The organism is Fructobacillus sp. ESL1117 (assembly GCF_058508565.1).
Genome location: NZ_CP196385.1, coordinates 1,349,089 through 1,370,778, shown reverse-complemented (window position 1 = coordinate 1,370,778; position 21,690 = coordinate 1,349,089). Strand labels below are relative to the sequence as shown.

Genomic DNA, 21,690 nt, shown 5'->3' with positions numbered 1-21,690 from the left:
ACAAGATAACGGCTGTGAACCGTGGCAATCTCACGCAAACAGCGCTCGACCATCCAGTAACTCCAAGACCATCTTCCCTAACCATTTTTCTACCACTTCTCAGCATCATGGCTCTCTGTCAAAAATTCGGATTAGCTACTCATCTTTTCATTGTCTACTTTCATTCTTCAATTTTTAAAAAGGCCTGGTGTAAATCAGCCTTCAAATCGTTAATGTCCTCTAAACCAACGGAGTAGCGAACCAAGCCAGCCGTAATACCACGTTGATGGCGCTCGTCCACGTTCATTTCGGCATGCGACATCTTCGGTGGATAAGAAATAATTGATTCCACTGCCCCCAAAGAAACCGAGAAAATCGGAATCTTTAATGCAGCTACCAGCTGGCGGACATTGTCTTCGCTACCAATATCAAAAGACAAAACCGCCCCGCCCGATTTGGCCTGACTCCTTTGAACTGCATAGCCAGCATCCGCTGCCAAGCCCGGGTAATTAACCCTTGTCACCAGGGGCTGTTGTTCAAGCCAGCGAGCAAGTTCCAGGGCGTTTTGCGACTCCTTGTCGATTCGGGCCGCCAAAGTCTTAATGCCGCGCATCAAGAGCCAGGAATCAAACACTCCCAGCGTCGCACCCATGGCATTTTGGAGGAAGTAGATTTGTTTGCCCAGTTCTTCATCCTTGGTAACAACCAAACCTGCCAGAATATCGCTATGGCCGGCTAAGAACTTTGTAGCACTATGGACGACCAAATCGGCACCAAGGTCTAATGGCTTTTGCAAGACCGGGGTCATAAAGGTATTATCGGCAAAAACCAAGGCCCCGTGGTCGTGGGCAATTTGTGCTACTAAGCGAATATCCGTGACCTGTAGGGTTGGATTTGAAGGCGTTTCCACGTAAACCACCTTAGTATTATCCTGAAAAGCCTCTTCCAAATCAGCTGGGTTTCCTAAGTCCACAAAAGTAAAAGAAATCCCATACTTGGTCAAAACTTCCGTGACCAAACGAAAGGTTCCACCATAAACATTCTTGGTCAAAATCACGTGGTCGCCCTGGTTCAGCGTCAACAAGGCCGTTGAAATGGCTGCCATCCCCGTCGCAAAAGCAAAGCCCCGCCTGCCATGCTCTAGGTCGGCGATACTTTCCTCGACAACATCGCGCGTTGGGTTGCCTGACCGGGCATAATCCCAGTGACCAAAATGATCAAAGTCACGTTGCTCGAATGTCGATGACAACTGGATTGCTGGATTAATTGCCCCACTTTCCTTATCAGGTTTGGTCGTCGTTTTAATGACTTTCGTCCAATCAGAAAATGCATCCTTAGTCATGAATTAACTCCTTTTCTGCACCTAGTGTGTCCGCCACTGGTTCTTCCTCTTTGACAGCAGCCTCTGTCGCCCTTACTAGAGCCTGATGGAAGTCTAAAATCAGGTCCTCACTGGCCTCAATTCCACAGGATACTCGCAACAAGTTTTCTGTAATCCCCGTTTTTTCACGTTCAGCTGCTGTCATGTCGGCATGGGTTTGCACGGCCGGAACGGTTACCAAGGTCTCCGTTCCACCCAGACTTTCAGCAAAGGAAACCACCTTTAAGGCACCCAAGAAACGGTCAATATCGACTGATTGATTCACATAAATGCTGACCATGCCCCCGCGGCCAGGATAGCGCACTTCGTCAATCAATTTACTTTGGTTAAAGTCTGCCACCAAGGCCTGAGCGTTGTCTTCCTGCTTAGCCAGGCGCAAAGGCAGCGTTTTGAGGCTCCGTAAGAGCAACCAGGAATCAAAGGGGGCCAAATTAGGGCCAGTCGTGATTAGGTTTTGACCAATGACTGCAGCTGTTTCTTCAGTTTTACAAACCACTACACCGGCCAACAAATCATTATGCCCTGACAAATACTTCGTGGCAGAATGAACCACGATATCAGCCCCTTGATTCAGAGGCTGTTGAATCAAGGGTGTGTAAAATGTGTTGTCCACGAGCAATTGAGCCGAAACGGCATGAGCATGGTCGGCCACTTTTTTGATATCAATGACCTTCATGGTTGGGTTCGAAGGGGTCTCAATCCAAACAGCCTGACCATCATTTGCCAAAAGTCGGTCAAGTTCTTGATAATCTTGACCATCCCACTTGCTGAAGCGCAGGTGGTATTGTTTTGCTAAAAGATCAAAGAAACGGAAGGAACCGCCATACAAATCGTCAGAAACAATAATGTGGTCATCACTTTTAAACTGGCTAAAGACTAGTTGAATGGCTGCCATTCCAGAGGAAACGGCATAGGCCTTCGCCCCATTTTCCAGCTGAGCTAAGACATTCTCTAAGACGTCTCTGGTGGGTTCCGTCATCCGGGAATAGTCATAGCCCGTCGACTTACCCAGACCCTCGTGCCGGTATGCGGTCGAAAAATACAGGGGCATCGAAATCGAACCCGTTACATGATCAACTCGGTTACCCGCTTGGGCCAAAATCGTTTCAATCTTTTTTTGCCAAGAACAGTCAATTGCCATTAATTTTTACCTTTCTTTATGCCAATTATTTAATACGAACAAATTTTTTCCAAACTCTTCGCCCTCGTGAAGTTTTGGTTGATACCAACCGTGCACGCACAACCATCTAAGCGCAGTCGAACTTTCATTTGCCAGGTACACCCTTAAAACCATAGCAAGGTCTCTTCGCCACCCAGGCCTTTAAATCTTAGCCAAGGCCTGGTCCAAATCAGCGATAAGGTCGTCAACATTTTCCACGCCAATTGAGAGACGAATCAAGTCAGGCGTCACACCGGCTGCTTGCAATTCTTCCTCATTCAATTGGGCATGAGTCGTGGAAGCCGGGTGGATAATCAATGACTTCGCATCGGCGACATTCGCCAAAAGCGAAAAGAGCTTCAAGTTCTTAATCAATTCCTTACCAGCCTCTTGACCACCGACCAATCCAATTGTAAAAATCGAACCGACCCCCTTAGGGAAATACTTTTCTGCCAAAACGTGATAAGGACTATCAGCCAATTTTGGATACCTTACCCAGGCCACCTTTGGATGGTTATTAAGATAATCAACTACCTTTTCGGCGTTTGAAACGTGACGTTCAACCCGCAAGGAAAGCGATTCCAACCCTTGTAGCAATAAGAAGGAATTGAAGGGACTAATCGTGGCCCCCAAGTCTCGCAAACTTTCTGCTCGGATCTTGGTCGTAAAGGCTGACGGTGCCAAATCAGCAAAGATCAATCCATTATACTGAGCATTCGGCTTCGTGAAGCCTGGATACTTGCCGCTAGCTTTGTAATCAAAGTCGCCCTTTTCAACAATGACACCACCCATTGTTGTCCCATGACCACCAATAAACTTTGTAGCCGAATGAATCACAATGTCAGCACCATGGTCCAAGGGACGAACTAAGTAGGGTGTGCCGAACGTGTTATCGACAATGAAGAGAATTTGGTGACGATGGGCAATTTCGCCAATGGCCTCAAAGTCAACCAAGTTAATATTGGGATTTCCAATACTTTCCACATACACCGCCTTGGTCTTGTCCGTAATCGCCTCTTCAAAGTTTTGGGGATCATCTGGATCAACGAAGGTCGTTTTAATTCCTAATTTTGGTAGCGTAACCGCCAAAAGATCGTAGGTTCCACCATAAAGAGTACTAGCAGCAACAACTTCATCCCCCTGGCCAGCAATGTTAAGAATCGCTGCCGTAATAGCAGCTGACCCTGTGGCTAAAGTCACCCCAGCGGCAGCGTTTTCCAAAGCTGCCACACGATCATCGACAACTGCCGTCGTTGGATTGGTCAAGCGGGTATAAATATTGCCGGGTTCCGTCAAACCAAAGCGGTTGGCGGCCTGTTCAGCATCCTTAAAGACGTAAGAAGTTGTTTGGTAAATTGGCACGGCCCGTGACCCAGTTGCTGGGTCAACCGTTTGGCCAGCGTGGACTTGCAACGTTTCAAAGTGTAATTTCTTGTCGGTCATCTTTTTTCTCCTTATTGACAATCAAGTTCAACCAGTTTTGATAGAGTTGGTGGCTACTAGCCGTCCAGGTGTTTTCAATCTCTTCGCCCCGGTCATAATAACCTTCTGGATAATAGTTATCAGGCTCATGAATGGCCAAATGCTTAGCTAAGTCGCGCCGGTATTCAGCATCTAATGTTTTGACTTGGTACTCAGAATGCCCCGTCAGATAGGTCTGTCTCCTCTCTTCCGAATGTAGCAGAAGCGGTCCCGCTTGGTCATTAGTTAAGAGAACTTGTAAATCAGCTGGCAAACCCTCAACGTCGATCACTGACTCCGAATACCGCGACTGCGGTGTCTTGAAGTTGGCGAGGCCAGCGGTCAAACCTGATTTTTCAGTGGCAGTTGCTTGAGTTGGCTGCTTGGCCTCATATATTCCAAACAATTTTGCCGGTAAGCGCCGTTTTTTGATACCAAAATCTTGATACAGCGCTGCCTGAGCCGACCAACAGGCGTTGATTGTTTGATCAACATGGTCTTTGGCCCACTCCTTGACAGTCAAAAATTCCTGCCAGTAATCAACATCCTCAAAGGGCAACTGCTCCACCGGTGCCCCTGTCAAAATTAGGCCATCGAAATTTTCGTCCTGAATTTGGTGCCAACAGACATAACAGTTGGCGACCGCGTCCTTTGGCATCGTCTTGAAGTGGTGGCTACAGGCATATAGAAAGGTCAATTCGACATCCTGGTCCAAATCATTTAACAGGGACAAAAATTGTTCTTCAGTATTCTCCTTGGCTGGCATCAGATTCCAAACCAAGATTTGCACTGGTTGGCTTAATTTCTGATTTTGCCATACTTGCTTTTGGTGCAAGAACCCATTCTTTGCATTCGCCGTCATCGCCACTCTCCTTTTTAAAACAAAAAAACGCCCCTAGAATCACTATCAAAGTCATTCTAGGGGCGCCAAATAGTCTGGCACGGTACCACCCTATTGCTGGCTTATTGGCCAACACTTAAGACACTAAAGAAGCTATCTCTTAACACAATAACGTGTGTCAATCCGTAAGGGGCTCATCAGCAAGACTCACCGCTTATACCGTCACCAAAGACCATCTTCAACATTTGCTCAAATACCCGCTTACACCAGACCGGGCTCTCTGTTAAAATCAGCTGAACGTTTACTCATCTTTTCTCAGTATTTTATAATTTATCTGTTGAGACGTATAATAAACCGTTCTATTTTCTTTGTCAACAGCAATTTTATTTTTTTAATAAAAGCTGCTAGGCCCGATTGATTCAACTAAAAAAGCCTAACGCGCTGTTCGTCTGACTTTACCGTCACCGATCCCCATTTTTAATTACCAAAAATCGTTTTGATTCGCTAATCATATTTGAATTAAACCAGTCCAACAAGCTAAAGGTCATTTTGCTATAAACCTTGTTATAAAGCTTCTTTATGGCACTCAGCCGGCACCGCCACCGAGTTCCATAACCTAGAAGCAAGGCCTGCTTAACCACCCGAATTTTCAGACCAGATGTTCGAGCCGCAATTGATTTATTCAAACCGGCTGTCCGCATCCGATGCTTCATATTCTGGGTCTCTCCTAAATATTCTAAGTTGATTAGAGTATATTCATTAGAACAATTCTTTTTAAACGCCTGCAAAAGCAACTGAAAGATTACTCATAATCCTTGAAAATCAACGATTTCACCCACGCAAACAAGACAAATTGCAGTACAATAGTATCCGTATTGGAGGTGACGGATTTGTCTAAAAATTTATTTCCATCACATGAACGACTCCTCTTTGGAAGTCTCTTAACCTTCACCGCCGGATCGCTGGATGCCTATTCTTATTTAATCCACGGTGAAGTCTTTGCTGGTCTCCAAACCGGAAACTTAATCCTGCTTGGGATTAACTTGGGCAAAATGCATTTGTCAACTGCCAGTCACTACCTGATTTCACTGCTTGCTTTTGGTGTTGGCACTCTTTTAATCAAAGTGCTCCAACATGTACTAGAAAATAAAGGGGCCAGTAAGACAACCGAACGGCGCTTTGTCCTTTGGTATATGACGGCCATCCTGGTGCTGTCTGCCATCCTGCAGAAGCACGTTCCCAACCTCGTTGGCACTTCGATTCTTTCCTTTGCCGCTGCGGCCGAATTACAAGAATTTCGCAAACTCAAGGGGGCCCCATTTATGCCACTGATGATGACCGGAAACTTCCGGACACTCTACGAAGCCCTTTATGAAAGTCTCTTCCGTGGCAACACTAAGATGGCACAAACAGCCATTGATATCGCCACGGTCATCTTCACTTTCTTCCTAGGAGCGCTGTTAATCAGTGCAACAGTTCCCGTCTTGGCTGGGTTAGCCATCCTCATTCCAGCTCTGGTAACACTTGTTATGAGCCAACTGGTCACATTGAAATAAGCAAAAGCCTTTGACTGTCTTAGTAAAGGCTTTTTTCTTTTGACCCATTTACCCAATAACACTATCCAACGACCACAGGGAAAATTCATTGTACAAAAAAGGCAAGACGTTTCACAACGTCTTGCCTAAAATCGCTACCGGACTCATACCAGGTCTGCTAGCTACTTTTTAAAAGCATTCTTGGTTTTATCGGCAAAATCTTTGGTGGCATCTTTAGCATCGGCTGCAAAATCCTTTGCCTTGCCTTCAGCTTTTTTTGCCTCACCTTCCAACTTATCCTTTGTTGCATCAAATTTTTCTTCGAATGACATAGAATGTTCCTCCTTTAAATTTGATTGCCCTCAGTATACACCAAAGTCCGTTAATGTAAAGTAAAAAGTGACACAAAAAACGAAAAACTGAGCATACTAAGCTTGTTAAGATTAAAAGTGATTTACCTATTCCTTTTCATCTTAAAATGGTTCAAAATACGTTGCATCAAATTTAAAAATTATCCTCTGAAAAAGTCCCCTTTGAAAAATCGAGCAACTAAAACGACCAGCCCGTGCGAGATAGAGACAGTTAGTGGCTACTTTGTCATGAAAAAAGTCACGAAAAGAAGACAGGACACTTGGCGTCCTGTCTTCTTAAAAACTCGTGTTCTACAATCTTGACGCCCACTAACAGTACAAAAAACTTATTTATCAGTAAAACTGTCATGCAAGTGTCATGAACTTCTAAGAGTCACTAGTAATTTAATATTAACCAAAAGCAAGCAAAAACCGTGCATCATTTTGTACAAAAAATAGCCAAGCAAAATGCTCGGCTATCTCTTCGGCGAAATGTGTTCGATGCGTTAAAACAGTTATAGAAGCAATAACACTTGCTTTCTAGTCCTCCGCCTCTATCTGAACTCGTCCAAACTAATTTCAAGAGCATCCGCTATTTTGACCATATAGCTGAAACTTGATTGCTGATTCTTGTTTCGCTTGATAGAGTAAATGCTCTGATATGGCAAGCCTGTTTCTTTGGCTAGCCAATATGTTGTCTTATTTTTCTTGTTCAATTGCTTTTCAATTTTTTCCCCACATAAAATGTCTTTTCTCTATTGCTTTTAATGTTAAATTTGATATTATTATTTATGCGAACATCCGTTCGATTAGTCGCAAATTTGTTTTATCCATTTCCAAATAAATTGACATAGAAAGGAACAATAATATGCCAAAAAGTTCTAGTAGCCGAACCACTTCATCTAAGGTCGCCTCAAAAGCTTCAAAAGCATTAAGAAGTCGTTCAACAAGTCGTACCACCAAAACACTTGCTGGTAGCGCTCTTTCACAATCAAAATCTCGAAAAAAATAATAACTATTTTTTTTGAGAAACCAGACACAGTCACATCTGCGACTACTTTATCTGTTAGATCATGCACCAATTCGCTAAGCGTATTGATTAGTCCTGATTGATTGCTGATAACTTCTGCCTGTGATTTAATGATTTCGATATATTTTCTTAGTTCATTATTTTCTCCGTGGTACAATCAAGACATAAAATTTTTCCGACAAAATTTTATAACTAGGCTCGCTCTGCTAAGCGAGCTTTTATTTTGTCTTCTTTTTGTCATTACGTCCTAGTGTGTATCCAATTTCAAACGCTGTTAAACCAATAACTGCTATGGTGACAAGCGTGATTACAATCGACCAGATTTGATTAAATTCGCTCATAAGTTTCCCCTTACATCTTTGGTTTGTATCTGGTGATACTATCTAAAAATTCAGCCACCTTGTACTCAACGTAGATTGGCTTTTTACGCCCCGGAACGGACACATACGGAAAGCCTGGCATGGCCATCAACAAATTCATGTTGTCACGGGTTGTCCGAATTGCCTTAGCCAAATCACCGATTGTATCGAATATTCTTGAACCATTTATCGTTAATGGTTCAATTTCTTTGTCCATAACTTAAACCTCCTTTATTTTGGTATCCTTTAATTACTGGTAGTGACGTACCAAGTAAATTGAAAAGAGAATTATTATGATTTCAAATGAACAACGCTCTCACGATATGGCCATCGCTTATGCAAAAACATTCTTAGAGCAATCTTCATGACGTTCTGAATTATCAGACATGAGTGCTTTGAAGTATTTTTCGGAAAAGTACCACTTGGCTTACCATGAATTTTTATCGGTTCTTGAACACGATAACTAAATAAAGTCTGACAGCCTTCTGTCTTGAACATCAGGCTTAATAATTTTTTGAAGCAAATCTGAGACGATTTCTGCTTCTTCAATGGCTAAGTCTTTTTTTGTGAGTTGCCGTACAAAATCTTTCGCAACGGGCTTCAATATCTCTTTTTTATCTCTATATTCTTTAAAATTCATGCTTCTTTACCACCTATTTTTAAAACCAATTTTCGCCGTCATATCCAATGAAATCGAACAACTTTTGCAAATTGTCATGAGCCGCCGGACCGCTTGCATTGCCACTCAACAACTGCTGTACATACGACGGTGATGAATCAACGACTTTTGCCAACTGGGCTTGCTTGATTCCTTTCATCTTGAGATGAAATTGAAACTTGAAACGTTCTTCTTTAAGAATTCGCTTAGCTTCCTTTACTGACATGTGAAACCTCCTTTCTTTTTGATATGATTAAAATACTTGTTCTGCTATACCGTCCATTGAATTCAAACAGATTAGATGAGGTGATTATATGAGTACTGATGATTTTTCAGAAGAACTTCTAAACGAACGTTTTGATAAAACGACAATTTTATGCAAATTTTGTGGAGTGACTATTCCGCTGGCTCGAAATAATAATCACTTTAAATACTTTATAAATACTAAAAGTCAAACCTCATTTTTTGATTATTTCAAACAAGTTAACGCATCAAAGAAAAACCGACTCTATCCATATATTGAAATTCATTTTGTCGATTGTGCCACTTGTTTCAATACCACTATTTTTTCTTACTTGGTATCTAGTGAATCTGAATCAAAAAAGTTTTCAATGCAACCTATTTCGGAAGCGAAAGGCTATCCAGATTATGTTCCAGCTGAACAAGTGCAAGATTATTCAGAATCCGTTGCAATAGCTGAATTATCTCCTCGCGCTTCTTTGACTTTAGCTAGGCGTTGTGCCCAAGGGCTCATTCGTCATAAATTTCCAGGTATTAAGCAAGGAAATTTGTATCATGAAATCAAACAAATAAAATCAGAAATCAGACTATCTGAACTTAGAGCATTGAATTCTTTACGACATTTAGGAAATACAGGAGCACACCCCGAAGAACATAATTCTGAACTCGAAACTATTGAAATAGAGGTATCATCTGAAGAAGCTCAACATGCAATAACAATTATTGAATTTCTTATAAACAAGTGGTTCATCGAGCCCCATGATGATGAATTAGCTATTCAGCAAATTATGGCTGATGCACATAAAATAAAGCCAGAAGTTAATCTGGACGAATGATTCCAATCAAGTTCCCCTTAGTATCAAAATATTCAATCCATGCCTCGCGGCGATGAGGTGTTCGATCAGTGTTTAAAACTTCAACGTTAACTTGTACGCATGTAGTAAGCTAAATCTTTTTAACTGGGTTATTACTCATTTTTCTCCTGTTCATTTTGGAATAACTACTACGACATAATCTTCTGGCATCTTCAGATGCTTTTTTGTTTCAGCATAAACGTGGGTAATTTCAAACTCAATTACCAGTTACTGTTTCTCGTGGGTATGCCGAACAGCTCGTATACTCTGTTCTAACAGAGCGTTTTGTCGATGAAGACGATCAGGATTCAAAGGCTTAATCGTTTCGCTAAAAGTAACTTCTTTTTGAAGTTGCTTTTTTTATTCACTTTTGACATCTCATATTTCCTCCTTTCAGTAACAAATGTTTGTAATTTTTACTTCACTTTTACTCGATTGAGTACTAAAATTGCAACACAAAGCAACAAAACTATCACTTATTTAGCCCGCCAAGACAAGTAAGCTTTAACTGTTTTTTGTTTGTGCAATTAACTTACAAGAAAAAGTATATTACCTTATTGAGTAATTTTATTGTAAAAAACAAGGAGAGTGCCTAGTATTATGCTACTTGATAGAGTAAAAAAAGTTTCAAAATCACGTGGATTATCATTAAAAGAGGTCGCTATAAAGGCCAATATTGGTGAAAATTCGATTTACGCTTGGAAAAATAGAGAACCAAGTGTCGCTATTTTGCAAAAAGTAGCCGATGTATTAAACGTGTCAGCAGACTATTTGTTGGGTAGATCAGATAATATGAGTCCAATTGATTCATCAGACAGAACTACCGATATTGCTGACGGTACCTTAATCATGGCATTTGATGGTAAGCCAATACCTGATGAAGACCGTGAAAAGCTACTCGATTACGCTCGCTACATTATGAGTCAGAAAAAGGATAAATAAGTGGAAGAAATTTTAGAAGAACTTGAAAAAATTGCTATACAACACGACATCACCATCTTTGACGTTGATAGTCTTGAAAAAGATACGCCAGATTCTTCCATGAGTAACAATAAGTTGGTGCTAATGAATCCTATTTATACTAAATCTAGTTATGCCTTTCGTTTGGCTCACGAACTAAGCCATATTATGTATGGTAATAATTTACCTGATGCTATGTACCGATTTAGCCCCTATATTCAACGTGGCGAAGAATATGAGATGCACAAACACGCTATTGATATGCTGATGGGAATTAAACGACCGACGAACGTCCAAGCGTTTATGGAAGTTTACAAAATTCCATCATGGTTGTCAGAATATGTAGAGGCTGTGTACAGCCTGCCGGTTTAAGGAGAGAATAGATGGCGAAAGATTATTCAACAAAATTAGGTTCATGGTTATTTTTTTGTTTTATTTTTCCTCCTATTGTCTATGGTTGCGTCGCTCTTATTGTTCAATACACATACCCTGATGAACAATATGCAGGGCCAATTACTTTCTCTATTGGGCTTATAGCTGCAACATTGGTTCTTTCCAAAGAACTTAGTAATAACTTCAAAAAAAAGAACAAAAGTAGTAATAAGGAAATACAAGCCCTAGCAGAGACTACTCTATCTTCTTTAGTAGTTACCACGCTTATTATGTCTACTGTCAGCAAAACCAATAGCGAGATAAAAGTGCTGACACTATATTTACTTGCAATAATTGCAAGTTGGTGTTGTATGTTAATAGGAGCAATAAAAATCTCTAATATTGATGAGAAAACTAATAAATCAATTACTATGGAATTATTCAACAAGAGAAGAAATAAGAGAAGAAAATAAATGAGGAAGCTATATTACGCAGCAGTTTTTACATTCGCCATAGTTTCTGTTGCTTTATCTGGTTTGGATATAGGTGAATTAATATCCATCGCAAAAGAACCGTATTTTCTAATTGATAAATTTATTCTTATATTTTTTTGGACTGATTACATCGTTAGATTTACTAAAGCTGATAACAAATGGCATTTTTTTAAATCAAATCTATTCGATTTATTGGCAATCATCCCCTTTGATTCTGCTTTTTCAATGTTCCGAATTGCTCGAACTATTCGTTTACTAAAACTATTGCGTTTTGTTCGTATAATTGGATTCGCTGGTCGTTTTAAACGTAATTTAGTCAAGTTCGTCAATACGAACGGTTTCATCTACTTAATGAGCTTTGCTGTTGTTTTGATATTAATCTCTGCTGGTATTTATTCTTTAGCTGAAAATGTATCTTATAGTAATGCATTGTGGTGGGCTATTGTGACAGCTACGACAGTTGGATATGGTGATATATCCCCTACTTCAGCAATAGGACGTGGTATTGCTATTGTGCTAATGTTCGTCGGGATTGGGTTAATTGGTACAATTACCAGTACAGTGACTTCATTTTTTACACAAGAACAATCTGAAAGGTCAAAAGATGAGCTAAATCAGAAGTTGGATGACATCACTGAAAAATTGGAAAGATTAGAACGAAAATTAGGAGAGAAGTAAATGAAATTAAATAGTAAACAAAAATGGCTGATTGGTATTTCAATTATTGTCTACGTGGTGGTTATCGTTTTACATTTAATCGATGCTAGTGATCCAGACAGTGTCAATTACAAAGGTGGACACGCTACCAAAACTAGTGGAGGTCACAACTAATGGTTATTCTCGGATTTCTATTTATCATCTTTGGCGGCATTTATTTTATGTTCTGGGCAAGTTATAAAATAATGACATGGATACCATTTTTACTTATCCTAGCCGGATTCTTTATGACGCTTGATTTTATATTAGATCATTGGATTCTGACCCTATTTATATACACGATAATAGCCGTTGCTATCTTTTTCTATCTGGGTGACAATCAATCAGAAGAATAGCGTCCCTATTGGGGGCATAGATACACGATTAAGGCCCTAGGCCTTTTTGTTTGTATCAAAATGGAGAAATTATGGCTAGTTTTGTAAAAATAGCCCCTAACAATTGGCGGGTATTCACATCAATCACGGTAAATGGTAAAAAAAGCGACCTAGTAGACAAGGATTCAAAACTAAAAAAGAAGCTCAGTTGTGGGCTTCTTCTATTGAATCGGGTGTTATTGAATCAAAAAAAATAAATACGAAGATATGTTGTTATCTGATTATTTTGAAAACTGGGTCGATACTTACAAAAATGATTTGGAAAGTTCAACCGTGTACCAATACAAAAATACACTAGATAATATCAAAAAGTATTTACCACATGCTTTGTTGATTAATTTTATTCGTTCAGATTTTCAAAACTTTATTAACGAATTTGGTGAAACACATTCAAAAGAAACAGTTGCGAAGCGAAAAAATCACATCAGTTAGTCGCTAAAAGATGCATATGCTGAAGGTATTATCGACAAAGACCCGACTATAAGAATTAAATTGGTTGGTCTAAATGGAAAGTCAGAAGAAGAAAAATTTCTCGAAACAGATGAATTGATTAAATTAAATAATTATGTATTAGGAAAATTAGTTGAATTTCCGCATGCACGTTCCTATCTGGCTATTTATATATCTATTCACACTGGAATGAGAATTGGTGAAATAAGAGCACTTGAGTCATCTGATGTTGATTTTCAGAACAAAACAATTTCAGTCAATAAAGCATTGGATCAATACGGCCATGTTAAATCAACCCAAACAGAATATAGTAATCGTGTGATTACCGTTGATGACGATTTGTTAAATAAATTGAAAAGCATCAAAGGGAGCATTGCTAATATTAGTAACTATGGTGCTAGTAAGACACTCAAAGAAGCTATCAAAAAATTAAACATTAAAGATATTACATTCCACGCCTTGAGACATTCACATGGTAGCTTATTATTATCAAAAGGCGTTGATCTTAAATATGTCTCTAAACGTCTAGGGCACAAAAATATATCGACCACAATCGATATTTTTACTCACCTTTTGGATTCACAAAGAAAAGCAGAAGATGAAAAAGCTCTAAATATTATAAGTTCGTTTTTTTACTAAAAAAGTGTCACTCAAAAATAAAAAAAACGGCTAAAAACGTCCTAAAACGTCTGAAGAGTAAATATTAAAAAACAAAGAAAAACCGCTCTACACCAACCTTTAAGGCTGATATAGAGCGGTTTAACGAATGTTCCAATAAATGGCATAAATGCCGACTAGCGGACTCAAACCGCTGACCCCCTCATTACTAGTGAGGTGCTCTATCAACTGAGCTAAGTCGGCAAAATCAGTACCTAAATATCATATCAAAATATTTTGAATACTTCAACAATATTTTTTTTAAATATTGTGATACGGATGACAGGAATCGAACCTGCACGGATTACTCCACTGGAACCTAAATCCAGCGCGTCTGCCAATTCCGCCACATCCGCAAATCTTGACTTACCAGGCTAACTCCCGGTCTTAAACAACCGACAGACGCTTTGGCAACCATTTAATAATACTGGATTTCTTTCTCATCGTCAAGTAAAACTTTAGAAAAAACATTACTTTTTCAAAAGCACGACTACTGAGAATAACCAGAAATCTCGCCCTTTCAAAAAGCGCCACAGACAAAGTCTGTGGCGCTGATTTTTCAATAACTATTCATCAAATGTCTTCTTCGTTAATTCCGAAACCGACTGCTCTTTTCGTTGCGTCAGATGCAATTTATAAGCATACAGGATAATCGTTCGAACAATGGCATAGACCGGCACAACAATAATCATACCAACAATTCCCCAAAGGTTTCCTGCCCCTAGCAAGAGCAGCATCACCGTCAGCGGATGCATCTTCAAACTCTTACCAATTAGGGCCGGATAAATGATTGAACCGTTAACCTGCTGGACAATCGCCATCGTAATCACGATTCCAATGACCATCTTCCAAGAAAGTGACAGAGCAACAAAGATGGCCGGCACAACCCCAATAAAGGGTCCCACATAAGGAACAATATTCGCTACTCCGGCAATAAAACCAAGAAGCCAAATATATGGCAAGCCGGTCATCCAGTAACCAATACTCATCGCAAAACCAACAAAGACCATCTGAATGGCCTGACCTGAAATATAGCGTTCAATAGTCTTATCAAGTTGTCCGCCGAGTTCAAAGACATCCTGCGCCTTGCTCTTCGGGAAGAAATTTTTGACCGTTGGCAAAAAGTGATCCGCATCGTTTAGCATATAAAAGAGGATGATCGGTACCAGCAAAACATTGATAGTAAAAGAAGTTGCTCCCGCAATCACTGCTTGAAGAGTCCCAGCAGTAATTGAGAGAACCGAAGTCCCATATTTGGTTACAGATGTCCTAATATCAGTATCTGAAACCGAGATATTCATGCGTTTAAACCAAGGCTCCTTGACCATCTCATTCACCAGATCCTGTACATGCCTGATAAATGAAGGAATGGCATTAATCATATTCGTGATTTCATTTAAAATCAGTGGAACAAAAATAATGAAGGCCCCGCCAATAACAAATAAGAACAGGGCAAAAGTAATCCAGACTGCCAAAAATCGGGGCATCTGCCAGTTTTTGATTCTGATTTTTTCAATTAGCTTTAAAATTGGCTTCAAAACATAGTAAAAGAAGCCAGCGACCAATAACGGCATAAAAACCGTGTTGGCAAAGACTGCAATCGGATGCATTAAAAAGTCAAAACGAAAGACTAAGAAAATTAAGCAGGCTAAGGCCAGTGCCTCGATTGTCCAAAAAAAGATGGTCTTTAATTTATCATTTGGAAACATCATCAATCTCCCTTAATTGATCTAATAGTTTATATTGTACCTTCGGCAAGGCTAGTCCCTCTTGCTCTACTGGCGAGAGAAAAGCCATGTTGGTGGGTAGGTTTTGCTGCTTTTTAACTGGCAGATCGACTAACCAAATTTCCCAGCGTCGGTGGGAAAAGACGTGCACAACCGGTTTTAAGGTCAGCTGCTTCCCTGCTAATTCTTCGATTGATTCAACTTGCTTCAGTGGCAAGGTCCAAAAATTAGCGAGCAGACCGGTTTTTGGTCGGTGTTCATACAACAACCGGCCCTGAGCATCATAGGCCACTTGAGCTTGATAAATTTGTCGCAACGGCTTTTTCTTTTTTGTTTTGACCGGATACTGGTCCTCAACCCCATCACGAAAGGCCGCATTATACTTTTTGACAGGCGAATGCAGGGTGTCCGGATTATCCGTTTTCATATAAGTTGTACCCAAGTCCATAATTGCCTGATTAAAGTCACCAGGCCTTTCTGGGTCAACGATTGGTTCAATTGCTTGATAAAAAACCTTGCGGGTTTTTGGTTGAGCAATATCATCATCAATCTTCAGCAACCGGGAAAAAACTCGAAAAAAGTTTCCGTCAATGGCTGGCACTACCTGATCAAAGGCAATTGAGGCAATCGCTGCCGCTGTGTAAGGGCCAACCCCAGGTAAATTCTGAAGGTCGTCGGATGACTCTGGCCATTGGCCCTGCAAGTCATTAACTACATACTTAGCCGCCTTATGCAGGTTTCTAGCCCGAGAGTAATAACCGAGCCCTTCCCAAAGTTTTAACACTAAATCTTCATCGGCAGCAGCCAAATCAGCCACCGTTGGTAAAGCTTCCATAAAGCGGTTAAAATAGGTAATGACCGTATCCACTCTGGTCTGTTGGAGCATTAACTCCGAAACTAAAATTCGATAAGGATCTGTGTTTTGTCGCCAAGGCAAAGCCGCTCGACCTTCTTGGTCATACCAGGCAAGCAAGTCTTTGCGAAAGGCATTGATTGTCGTTTGATTCCAATTCTCCATAACCATTATTATAGCACTTGAAAACCAATCTCTTATCAGGTATAATTGTTTTCTGTACGATACATTTATTTTATCTAATATAAGGAGTTACACCATGGCAGTTAAGACACCATTGAATTCATTTGCCCGCGGCCGTAAGGTCGGACACGACTCTTCTAAGAAGAAGCGTCAGGCTGCTGTTGCTCAATTGCAACAATGGGCTAAGGGAAAGACAACTGAAATCCCTAACACAAGCACTAAGTAAGGAAAACTAGCATTCAGCTAGTTTTTTTCTTTATTTTTTCATAAATCTGAAGAAAACTCCTTGTCTTGCCTGGTGTCCATGCTTATACTAAGTCTTGAGCAATCACTTTTTTGGAGACCAAACCTATGATTATTTCCGTCGAAAATAAACAACGCCGCCGAGCAGTCTTTGCCGCCCTGCTCTTTATCGTTCTGGCCGTTTTAATTGGCACCAATGCGTCTTTTTTGTCTGAAATGAATGAATCAGTTCGCTTCTTTATGACTGGGATTCAAACGAGTTACGGTAATGCCATTATGTCGGCTGCAACCTTCTTAGGTTCCCCACTCATGTGTCTAATTTATGCCGTTCTCTTAGCAAGCGTCTTACTATTGGCAAACTTAAAAATTCCAGCATTTTGGGTAATCTTTACCGCCTTTGGTCAAGTGATTTTAGCCCAAATCATCAAGTTCTTGATTCATGCACCGCGGCCCGTTGGTCATCTCTTAACAGATACCGGCTACTCATTTCCGTCACAGCACGTCGTTGCCATTTGGTCAATCGTTTTTATCCTGTTCTTGTTGGTAACACCAAACATTAATTCGATGATTTTACGAATTTTGCTTGACTGGCTTTTAATTACTCTTGCGCTGATGGTGATGCTCTCACGGCTTTATTTTTCTTCGCAATTTGTTTCAGACGTCGTTGCCGGCTACCTATTGGCTTACGCTTGGGTCGTCCTCTGTGCTAGCCTTTATCCGGCAGTTGCAACAACATTGAAAAAAAGCTTTTGGCGTTTCAAGGAACAAGAAATTTAACATTGAACAGGCTCGGTCACTAGTGACTGAGTCTTTTTTATTTGTCATTCAAACATGACCAACTAAAAAATCAGCTTTCCGCCAAACAAAAAATGCCTACTGCACAAAGCAGTAGGCATTCTATTTTATTAGCAGTTTAGTCTTCCTTGTAATCCTCGTCAGACATGGCTTCGACTTGTCCCAACAAGTAACCATTCCCAACCCCTGAGAAAAAGTCGTGGTTTGATGTTGAAGTTGAAATACCATTCATAACAACCGGATTAACCTGGTCAGCGTTGTCTGGGAACAACGGTTCCTGTCCTAAGTTCATCAAGGCCTTGTTCGCGTTATAGCGCAAGAAAACCAAAACGTCGTCGCTCCAACCAATTTGATCGTAAATTTCGTGAGTAAACTTTTCTTCGTTGTCGTACAAGTCATACAACAAGTCATACATCCAAGTCTTCATCTCTTCTTGTTCCGCTTCTGAAAGCTTATTAAAGCCGATTTGGAACTTGTAACCGATGTAAGTACCATGAACAGACTCATCACGCAAAATCAGCTTAATAATTTCGGCAACGTTGAGCATGCGGTTGTGGCCCAAGTAGTACAAAGGCGTGTAGAAACCTGAATAGAACAAGAAAGTTTCCAAGAAGACCGAAGCAACCTTCTTTTGCAATGGTGTGCCATTTTGGTAAACATCATTAATCTTGTTGGCCTTGTACTGCAAAAATTCATCGTGATCAGCCCATTCAAAGGTCGCATCGATTTCAGACTTATCGTTCAACGTTTCAAAGATAGAAGAATATGACTTAGCATGAACAGATTCCATAAATTGGATATTGTTCAAAACCGCTTCTTCTTTTTGGTTAACAGCATCGCGACGCAATGAAGCCATTCCATCTTGTGACTGTAAAGTATCCAAGGTTGTCAAACCACCGAAGACCAAGTTGTAAACCCGGCGTTCCGTATCATTCAAATCACCACGCCAGTTGCGCAAGTCGTTTGAAATTGGGACACGGGTGTCTAACCAGAATTGTTGGGTCAACTTTTCCCAGGTAGCCTTGTCCAAGGCGTCTTCAATATCGTTCCAGTTAATGGCAGTATATGAGCCGTTATTCACGTGTTCAACCATGTTATTCTCCTAATGTTTCCGTGATGCTTTGGTAAATTTTTTCTGCGTCATAAGAAGTCCCACGTAACTCGTAGTCTCCAATCACCGGCACCTGATACGTTTTAGCGTAGCGCTTAGCGGTCAAAATATATTGATCGTTAAAGTTACGGTTCCCCGATCCAACTACTCCCTTTATCAGGGTAGCATTGTCTTTAAAATCAATATAGTCCGCTAGGGCATTCGTAAAGATTTCAACAACCGCAGGACCGGTGCCAGTCCCGCCCGTCAAGTAGGTTGGTACAATTGCTACAAAAGGTTGGTGTTCCTCTTCATAATCGGTTTCATCACCAACCACTTTCGCGTCAATCGCGTCACCCTTTTCTTCAGCAACTGCTTGCAGTTTATTAATAAACGACTGGGTATTACCCTCAATGCTGGCATATAAGAGTCGGTATGTTGCCATCGACCTTTCCTTTCTAAACAGCATAGGCTGCTTGTCAGAGCTTTGAATCAGAATTATTTGATAATTTTTGAACAAAGCCCATGCAACGTATTCAATTTAACAGCTGGGTTGACAGCCGTCAACCCCTAAATATGTACGACTGAGCAGTGCTCAATCATTTGTGAACCCGGTAAACAAGACCAGGCCAACAATTGAACACTTATTCACAATCGCATTTTGCTAGAAAAATTTTCTAGCTTAAATTCTTGTAAGCGTATCCAATTAGAATTAAACCGTCATTAAATTGAGCAAGACTCACATTCGTTGATGCCAGCCTCTTGGTTATCATCCGTATATGTTCGGACATAATACAAAGACTTGATTCCCTGCTTGTACGCATAATTACGCAACTTGGACAAATCGCGCGTGGTCATCTTTTCTGTTCGACCATTCTTCCAGTCATACAGGCCTTCCGGAATGGTTGAACGCATAAAGAATGTCAAAGACATTCCCTGGTCGACGTGAGGCTGAGCGGCTGCATAGATATCAATTACCTTTTTCATGTTCGTGTCATAGGCAGAAACATAGTAAGGTAACGTCTCATTTGACAGGCCAGGTGCTGGATAGTAAACCTTCCCAATCATTCCTTCCTGTCGTTCCTCAATTTTGTTAACGATTGGCAACAAAGAGGCCGTGGTGTTATTAACGTATGAGATTGAACCGGTTGGTGCTACCGCGTGACGGTAAGCGTTGTACAAGCCGTTCTTTTGAACTTGATCACGCAATTCCACCCAATCTTCCTTCGTTGGCACGGGAAGATTGGCAAACAAGGCTTTCACCTTATCCGTTTTTGGACCCCAATCTTGACCTACATACTTTTCAAAGTATGTGCCGTCAGCATATGCTGATTTATCAAAGTCTTTAAAGGTTTCTTGGCGGTCCAAGGCAATATTCATCGAAGCCTTCAATGAATAAAAGTTTAATGTCATGAAGAAGACCTTGGTAAAGTCCAGAGATTCTTCGTCACCATACATCATCTTGTTCTGAGCAAAAAAGGCTGCCAGACCCATGGCGCCCAAACCAACAGCGTGGTTTTGTTGGTTACCATTTTGCACGGATGGGACCACATTCAAATCAGACTGCTCGGAAACAAAGGACAAAGCTCGGATCATCGCATCAACAGAGCCGGCAAAATCGTCCGTTTTCATCATATTGACGATGTTGATTGAACCCAAGTTACATGAGATATCTTCACCTAACGTTGTATATTCTTGTTCATCGTCAATGGTTGAAGGTGTTTGCACCTGCAAAATTTCAGAACAAAGGTTGGATGAAATGACCTTTCCGGCAACTGGATTGGCGCGGTTAACTGTATCGATATTAATGATGTAAGGATAACCAGATTCTTGCTGAAGCTTTGAAATTTCTTCTTCAACCGTCCGGGCAGGAATCATCTTCTTCGTGATCTTGTCGTTCTTCAACATGTTGTCATATTCAGCTGTAATATCAACATAATTGAATGGCATGCCGTACTCACGTTCGACATCAACTGGTGAGAACAAGGCCATTTCTTGACCCTTTTCAATCAAGTCGTAGTACTTATCGGGCACAATCAAGCCCAATGATAGAGTCTTCACGCGGACCTTTTCGTCGGCGTTTTCCTTCTTGGTTGCCAAGAAGGTCATCAAATCAGGGTGGAAGATGTTCAGATAAACAACTCCGGCTCCCTGACGGGCCCCAACCTGTGATGAAAAAGTAAAGGAATCTTCCAATAACTTCATCACTGGCACAATACCACCAGCAGAATTTGCAATGCCCATTACTGGCGCGCCGGCTTCACGAAGGTTTGACAAGTTAATGCCAACTCCCCCACCCATCTTTGACAACTGCAAAGCAGAATTGATTGTTCGGCCGATAGAGTTCATGTCATCGCTTGTTTGCAAAACGAAACAAGAAACCAATTCACCTCGACGAGCACGACCAGCATTCAAGAATGATGGTGTTGCTGGTTGGTAGCGTTGGTGAATCATTTCGTTGGCCAAGGCCATTGCTAAGTCCTCGTCGCCGTTAGCATAAAACAAAGCATTCAAAGCCACGCGGTCTAAGTAAGACTCAACGTAGTAAGCCTTATCATTCGTCTTTTGTGCATATTGGTTGTAGAACTTAAAGGCCGCCATAAAGGAACTAAAGTGGAAGTCTTGTTCCTCTAAGAAGGCATACATCTTATTGATGAAGGCCATGTCATATTTTTTGACCAGGTCCTTATCCAAAAAGTCGTTTTCAATCAACCAGTCATAATGAGCTTTAACAGAGTCAAACCGTTTTAAGTTTGGTTCAACATTTTCCTTCATAAAGGCTGCCAAAGCTTCCTGATCCTTGTTCAACTGAATCTGGTTGTCCTTTGGAATATTGATTTCGTTATTTAAATCAAAATAGGTGACCTGGGTGAGGTCAAGGTCCAATAATGACATATAATTCTCCTCGTTTTTTATAATTTGTTCGTT

26 protein-coding genes, 2 tRNA genes and 1 pseudogene are annotated in these 21,690 nt (G+C 40.8%); 12 read left to right on the top strand and 17 right to left on the bottom strand.

Going from position 1 to position 21,690, the window contains the following annotated elements:
* Positions 1-160: 160 nt before the first annotated feature.
* From ACSYSH_RS06515 to ACSYSH_RS06495, 5 genes are all read right to left on the bottom strand, one after another.
* Positions 161-1,321, bottom strand: coding sequence for an aminotransferase class V-fold PLP-dependent enzyme (locus tag ACSYSH_RS06515; protein WP_491702142.1), 1,161 nt, complete (start codon positions 1,319-1,321; stop codon positions 161-163).
* Entirely contained in the window at positions 1,314-2,501 is a 1,188-nt protein-coding gene (locus ACSYSH_RS06510) for a PLP-dependent transferase (RefSeq protein WP_491702143.1), read from the bottom strand. Before ACSYSH_RS06510 ends, ACSYSH_RS06515 begins: the two co-directional genes overlap by 8 nt.
* A 180-nt stretch (positions 2,502-2,681) precedes the next feature.
* Entirely contained in the window at positions 2,682-3,962 is a 1,281-nt protein-coding gene (locus tag ACSYSH_RS06505; RefSeq protein WP_252774297.1) for an O-acetylhomoserine aminocarboxypropyltransferase/cysteine synthase family protein, read from the bottom strand.
* Positions 3,937-4,842 carry a homoserine O-acetyltransferase/O-succinyltransferase family protein gene (locus tag ACSYSH_RS06500; protein ID WP_491702144.1) on the bottom strand — a complete coding sequence of 302 codons (906 nt, stop codon included), beginning with the start codon at positions 4,840-4,842 and terminating at the stop codon, positions 3,937-3,939. The genes ACSYSH_RS06505 and ACSYSH_RS06500 overlap by 26 nt, the downstream gene beginning before the upstream one ends.
* Positions 4,843-5,282: 440 nt before the next feature.
* Complete coding sequence (locus ACSYSH_RS06495) at positions 5,283-5,534, bottom strand: hypothetical protein (protein ID WP_491702145.1); 252 nt, start codon at positions 5,532-5,534, stop codon at positions 5,283-5,285.
* A 177-nt stretch (positions 5,535-5,711) separates the two neighbouring features.
* Here ACSYSH_RS06495 and ACSYSH_RS06490 point away from each other — a divergent pair, with 177 nt between their 5' ends.
* Positions 5,712-6,377, top strand: a complete 666-nt coding sequence (locus ACSYSH_RS06490) for a YoaK family protein (RefSeq protein ID WP_491702146.1) — start codon at positions 5,712-5,714, stop codon at positions 6,375-6,377.
* A 161-nt stretch (positions 6,378-6,538) separates the two neighbouring features.
* Here ACSYSH_RS06490 and ACSYSH_RS06485 read toward each other — a convergent pair whose 3' ends face one another.
* From ACSYSH_RS06485 to ACSYSH_RS06465, 5 genes are all read right to left on the bottom strand, one after another.
* Positions 6,539-6,688: a hypothetical protein gene (locus ACSYSH_RS06485; RefSeq protein WP_252774301.1), complete on the bottom strand. Its 150-nt coding sequence runs from the start codon at positions 6,686-6,688 to the stop codon at positions 6,539-6,541.
* Positions 6,689-7,260: 572 nt separating this feature from the next.
* Positions 7,261-7,434, bottom strand: coding sequence for a helix-turn-helix domain-containing protein (locus ACSYSH_RS06480; protein ID WP_491706157.1), 174 nt, complete (start codon positions 7,432-7,434; stop codon positions 7,261-7,263).
* 653 nt (positions 7,435-8,087) lie between these two features.
* Complete coding sequence (locus tag ACSYSH_RS06475) at positions 8,088-8,312, bottom strand: hypothetical protein (protein WP_491702148.1); 225 nt, start codon at positions 8,310-8,312, stop codon at positions 8,088-8,090.
* A gap of 246 nt (positions 8,313-8,558) precedes the next feature.
* Entirely contained in the window at positions 8,559-8,735 is a 177-nt protein-coding gene (locus ACSYSH_RS06470; RefSeq protein WP_491702149.1) for a hypothetical protein, read from the bottom strand.
* A gap of 19 nt (positions 8,736-8,754) precedes the next feature.
* A complete protein-coding gene (locus ACSYSH_RS06465) occupies positions 8,755-8,979 on the bottom strand; it encodes a helix-turn-helix domain-containing protein (RefSeq protein ID WP_491702150.1) in 225 nt (74 codons plus the stop codon).
* Positions 8,980-9,067: 88 nt separating this feature from the next.
* On the opposite strand from ACSYSH_RS06465, the gene ACSYSH_RS06460 reads away from it, so the two are divergent.
* From ACSYSH_RS06460 to ACSYSH_RS06420, 9 genes and pseudogenes are all read left to right on the top strand, one after another.
* Positions 9,068-9,829 (top strand): DUF4145 domain-containing protein, encoded by a 762-nt coding sequence (locus tag ACSYSH_RS06460; RefSeq protein ID WP_491702151.1) that lies wholly within the window; start codon positions 9,068-9,070, stop codon positions 9,827-9,829.
* A gap of 618 nt (positions 9,830-10,447) precedes the next feature.
* Positions 10,448-10,789 carry a helix-turn-helix domain-containing protein gene (locus ACSYSH_RS06455; RefSeq protein WP_491702152.1) on the top strand — a complete coding sequence of 114 codons (342 nt, stop codon included), beginning with the start codon at positions 10,448-10,450 and terminating at the stop codon, positions 10,787-10,789.
* The gene (locus tag ACSYSH_RS06450; protein WP_491702153.1) at positions 10,790-11,179 is read left to right on the top strand and encodes an ImmA/IrrE family metallo-endopeptidase; all 390 of its coding nucleotides are present in this window, start codon (positions 10,790-10,792) and stop codon (positions 11,177-11,179) included.
* A gap of 11 nt (positions 11,180-11,190) precedes the next feature.
* The gene (locus ACSYSH_RS06445; RefSeq protein ID WP_491702154.1) at positions 11,191-11,652 is read left to right on the top strand and encodes a hypothetical protein; all 462 of its coding nucleotides are present in this window, start codon (positions 11,191-11,193) and stop codon (positions 11,650-11,652) included.
* Entirely contained in the window at positions 11,653-12,351 is a 699-nt protein-coding gene (locus ACSYSH_RS06440) for a potassium channel family protein (RefSeq protein ID WP_491702155.1), read from the top strand.
* Positions 12,352-12,504 (top strand): hypothetical protein, encoded by a 153-nt coding sequence (locus tag ACSYSH_RS06435; RefSeq protein ID WP_491702156.1) that lies wholly within the window; start codon positions 12,352-12,354, stop codon positions 12,502-12,504.
* 366 nt (positions 12,505-12,870) lie between these two features.
* A pseudogene (locus ACSYSH_RS06430) lies at positions 12,871-13,062 on the top strand (Arm DNA-binding domain-containing protein); the annotation flags it as partial.
* A complete protein-coding gene (locus ACSYSH_RS06425) occupies positions 12,972-13,196 on the top strand; it encodes a tyrosine-type recombinase/integrase (protein WP_491702157.1) in 225 nt (74 codons plus the stop codon). The pseudogene ACSYSH_RS06430 and the gene ACSYSH_RS06425, both read left to right, overlap by 91 nt.
* 60 nt (positions 13,197-13,256) lie before the next feature.
* Positions 13,257-13,853 (top strand): site-specific integrase, encoded by a 597-nt coding sequence (locus tag ACSYSH_RS06420; RefSeq protein ID WP_491702158.1) that lies wholly within the window; start codon positions 13,257-13,259, stop codon positions 13,851-13,853.
* A gap of 149 nt (positions 13,854-14,002) precedes the next feature.
* Here ACSYSH_RS06420 and ACSYSH_RS06415 read toward each other — a convergent pair.
* From ACSYSH_RS06415 to mutY, 4 genes are all read right to left on the bottom strand, one after another.
* Positions 14,003-14,075: transfer RNA gene (locus ACSYSH_RS06415), tRNA-Thr, on the bottom strand.
* A gap of 70 nt (positions 14,076-14,145) precedes the next feature.
* A tRNA-Leu gene (locus tag ACSYSH_RS06410) sits at positions 14,146-14,227 on the bottom strand.
* A gap of 210 nt (positions 14,228-14,437) precedes the next feature.
* On the bottom strand, positions 14,438-15,580 hold the full coding sequence (locus tag ACSYSH_RS06405) for an AI-2E family transporter (protein WP_489816272.1): 1,143 nt from the start codon (positions 15,578-15,580) through the stop codon (positions 14,438-14,440).
* The gene (gene mutY, locus ACSYSH_RS06400) at positions 15,567-16,616 is read right to left on the bottom strand and encodes an A/G-specific adenine glycosylase (protein WP_491702159.1); all 1,050 of its coding nucleotides are present in this window, start codon (positions 16,614-16,616) and stop codon (positions 15,567-15,569) included. The genes ACSYSH_RS06405 and mutY overlap by 14 nt, the downstream gene beginning before the upstream one ends.
* Before the next feature lie 94 nt (positions 16,617-16,710).
* Here mutY and ACSYSH_RS06395 point away from each other — a divergent pair, with 94 nt between their 5' ends.
* Both ACSYSH_RS06395 and ACSYSH_RS06390 read left to right on the top strand, forming a co-directional pair.
* On the top strand, positions 16,711-16,860 hold the full coding sequence (locus tag ACSYSH_RS06395) for a hypothetical protein (RefSeq protein WP_168779053.1): 150 nt from the start codon (positions 16,711-16,713) through the stop codon (positions 16,858-16,860).
* A 125-nt stretch (positions 16,861-16,985) separates the two neighbouring features.
* A complete protein-coding gene (locus ACSYSH_RS06390; protein ID WP_489816271.1) occupies positions 16,986-17,654 on the top strand; it encodes a phosphatase PAP2 family protein in 669 nt (222 codons plus the stop codon).
* 136 nt (positions 17,655-17,790) lie between these two features.
* On the opposite strand, the gene nrdF is transcribed toward ACSYSH_RS06390, so the two are convergent.
* The 3 genes from nrdF to nrdE form a co-directional block, all read right to left on the bottom strand.
* Positions 17,791-18,765, bottom strand: a complete 975-nt coding sequence (nrdF, locus tag ACSYSH_RS06385; protein ID WP_489816270.1) for a class 1b ribonucleoside-diphosphate reductase subunit beta — start codon at positions 18,763-18,765, stop codon at positions 17,791-17,793.
* A gap of 1 nt (position 18,766) precedes the next feature.
* The gene (nrdI, locus tag ACSYSH_RS06380) at positions 18,767-19,207 is read right to left on the bottom strand and encodes a class Ib ribonucleoside-diphosphate reductase assembly flavoprotein NrdI (protein ID WP_252774305.1); all 441 of its coding nucleotides are present in this window, start codon (positions 19,205-19,207) and stop codon (positions 18,767-18,769) included.
* Positions 19,208-19,485: 278 nt separating this feature from the next.
* Positions 19,486-21,657, bottom strand: a complete 2,172-nt coding sequence (nrdE, locus tag ACSYSH_RS06375) for a class 1b ribonucleoside-diphosphate reductase subunit alpha (protein ID WP_491702160.1) — start codon at positions 21,655-21,657, stop codon at positions 19,486-19,488.
* Between the last annotated feature and the right edge of the window lie 33 nt (positions 21,658-21,690).

Excerpts from the sequence above, each read along its gene's own strand:
- ACSYSH_RS06435 (WP_491702156.1), top strand. The coding sequence starts at position 12,352 with ATGAAATTAAATAGTAAACAAAAATGGCTGATTGGTATTTCAATTATT.
- ACSYSH_RS06485 (WP_252774301.1), bottom strand. The coding sequence starts at position 6,688 with ATGTCATTCGAAGAAAAATTTGATGCAACAAAGGATAAGTTGGAAGGT.
- ACSYSH_RS06425 (WP_491702157.1), top strand. The coding sequence starts at position 12,972 with ATGTTGTTATCTGATTATTTTGAAAACTGGGTCGATACTTACAAAAAT.
- mutY (WP_491702159.1), bottom strand. The coding sequence starts at position 16,616 with ATGGAGAATTGGAATCAAACGACAATCAATGCCTTTCGCAAAGACTTG.
- ACSYSH_RS06500 (WP_491702144.1), bottom strand. The coding sequence starts at position 4,842 with ATGACGGCGAATGCAAAGAATGGGTTCTTGCACCAAAAGCAAGTATGG.
- ACSYSH_RS06465 (WP_491702150.1), bottom strand. The coding sequence starts at position 8,979 with ATGTCAGTAAAGGAAGCTAAGCGAATTCTTAAAGAAGAACGTTTCAAG.
- ACSYSH_RS06390 (WP_489816271.1), top strand. The coding sequence starts at position 16,986 with ATGATTATTTCCGTCGAAAATAAACAACGCCGCCGAGCAGTCTTTGCC.
- nrdE (WP_491702160.1), bottom strand. The coding sequence starts at position 21,657 with ATGTCATTATTGGACCTTGACCTCACCCAGGTCACCTATTTTGATTTA.
- ACSYSH_RS06440 (WP_491702155.1), top strand. The coding sequence starts at position 11,653 with ATGAGGAAGCTATATTACGCAGCAGTTTTTACATTCGCCATAGTTTCT.
- ACSYSH_RS06395 (WP_168779053.1), top strand. The coding sequence starts at position 16,711 with ATGGCAGTTAAGACACCATTGAATTCATTTGCCCGCGGCCGTAAGGTC.
- ACSYSH_RS06460 (WP_491702151.1), top strand. The coding sequence starts at position 9,068 with ATGAGTACTGATGATTTTTCAGAAGAACTTCTAAACGAACGTTTTGAT.
- ACSYSH_RS06515 (WP_491702142.1), bottom strand. The coding sequence starts at position 1,321 with ATGACTAAGGATGCATTTTCTGATTGGACGAAAGTCATTAAAACGACG.
- nrdF (WP_489816270.1), bottom strand. The coding sequence starts at position 18,765 with ATGGTTGAACACGTGAATAACGGCTCATATACTGCCATTAACTGGAAC.
- ACSYSH_RS06505 (WP_252774297.1), bottom strand. The coding sequence starts at position 3,962 with ATGACCGACAAGAAATTACACTTTGAAACGTTGCAAGTCCACGCTGGC.
- ACSYSH_RS06475 (WP_491702148.1), bottom strand. The coding sequence starts at position 8,312 with ATGGACAAAGAAATTGAACCATTAACGATAAATGGTTCAAGAATATTC.
- ACSYSH_RS06510 (WP_491702143.1), bottom strand. The coding sequence starts at position 2,501 with ATGGCAATTGACTGTTCTTGGCAAAAAAAGATTGAAACGATTTTGGCC.
- ACSYSH_RS06495 (WP_491702145.1), bottom strand. The coding sequence starts at position 5,534 with ATGAAGCATCGGATGCGGACAGCCGGTTTGAATAAATCAATTGCGGCT.
- nrdI (WP_252774305.1), bottom strand. The coding sequence starts at position 19,207 with ATGGCAACATACCGACTCTTATATGCCAGCATTGAGGGTAATACCCAG.
- ACSYSH_RS06455 (WP_491702152.1), top strand. The coding sequence starts at position 10,448 with ATGCTACTTGATAGAGTAAAAAAAGTTTCAAAATCACGTGGATTATCA.
- ACSYSH_RS06470 (WP_491702149.1), bottom strand. The coding sequence starts at position 8,735 with ATGAATTTTAAAGAATATAGAGATAAAAAAGAGATATTGAAGCCCGTT.
- ACSYSH_RS06445 (WP_491702154.1), top strand. The coding sequence starts at position 11,191 with ATGGCGAAAGATTATTCAACAAAATTAGGTTCATGGTTATTTTTTTGT.
- ACSYSH_RS06405 (WP_489816272.1), bottom strand. The coding sequence starts at position 15,580 with ATGTTTCCAAATGATAAATTAAAGACCATCTTTTTTTGGACAATCGAG.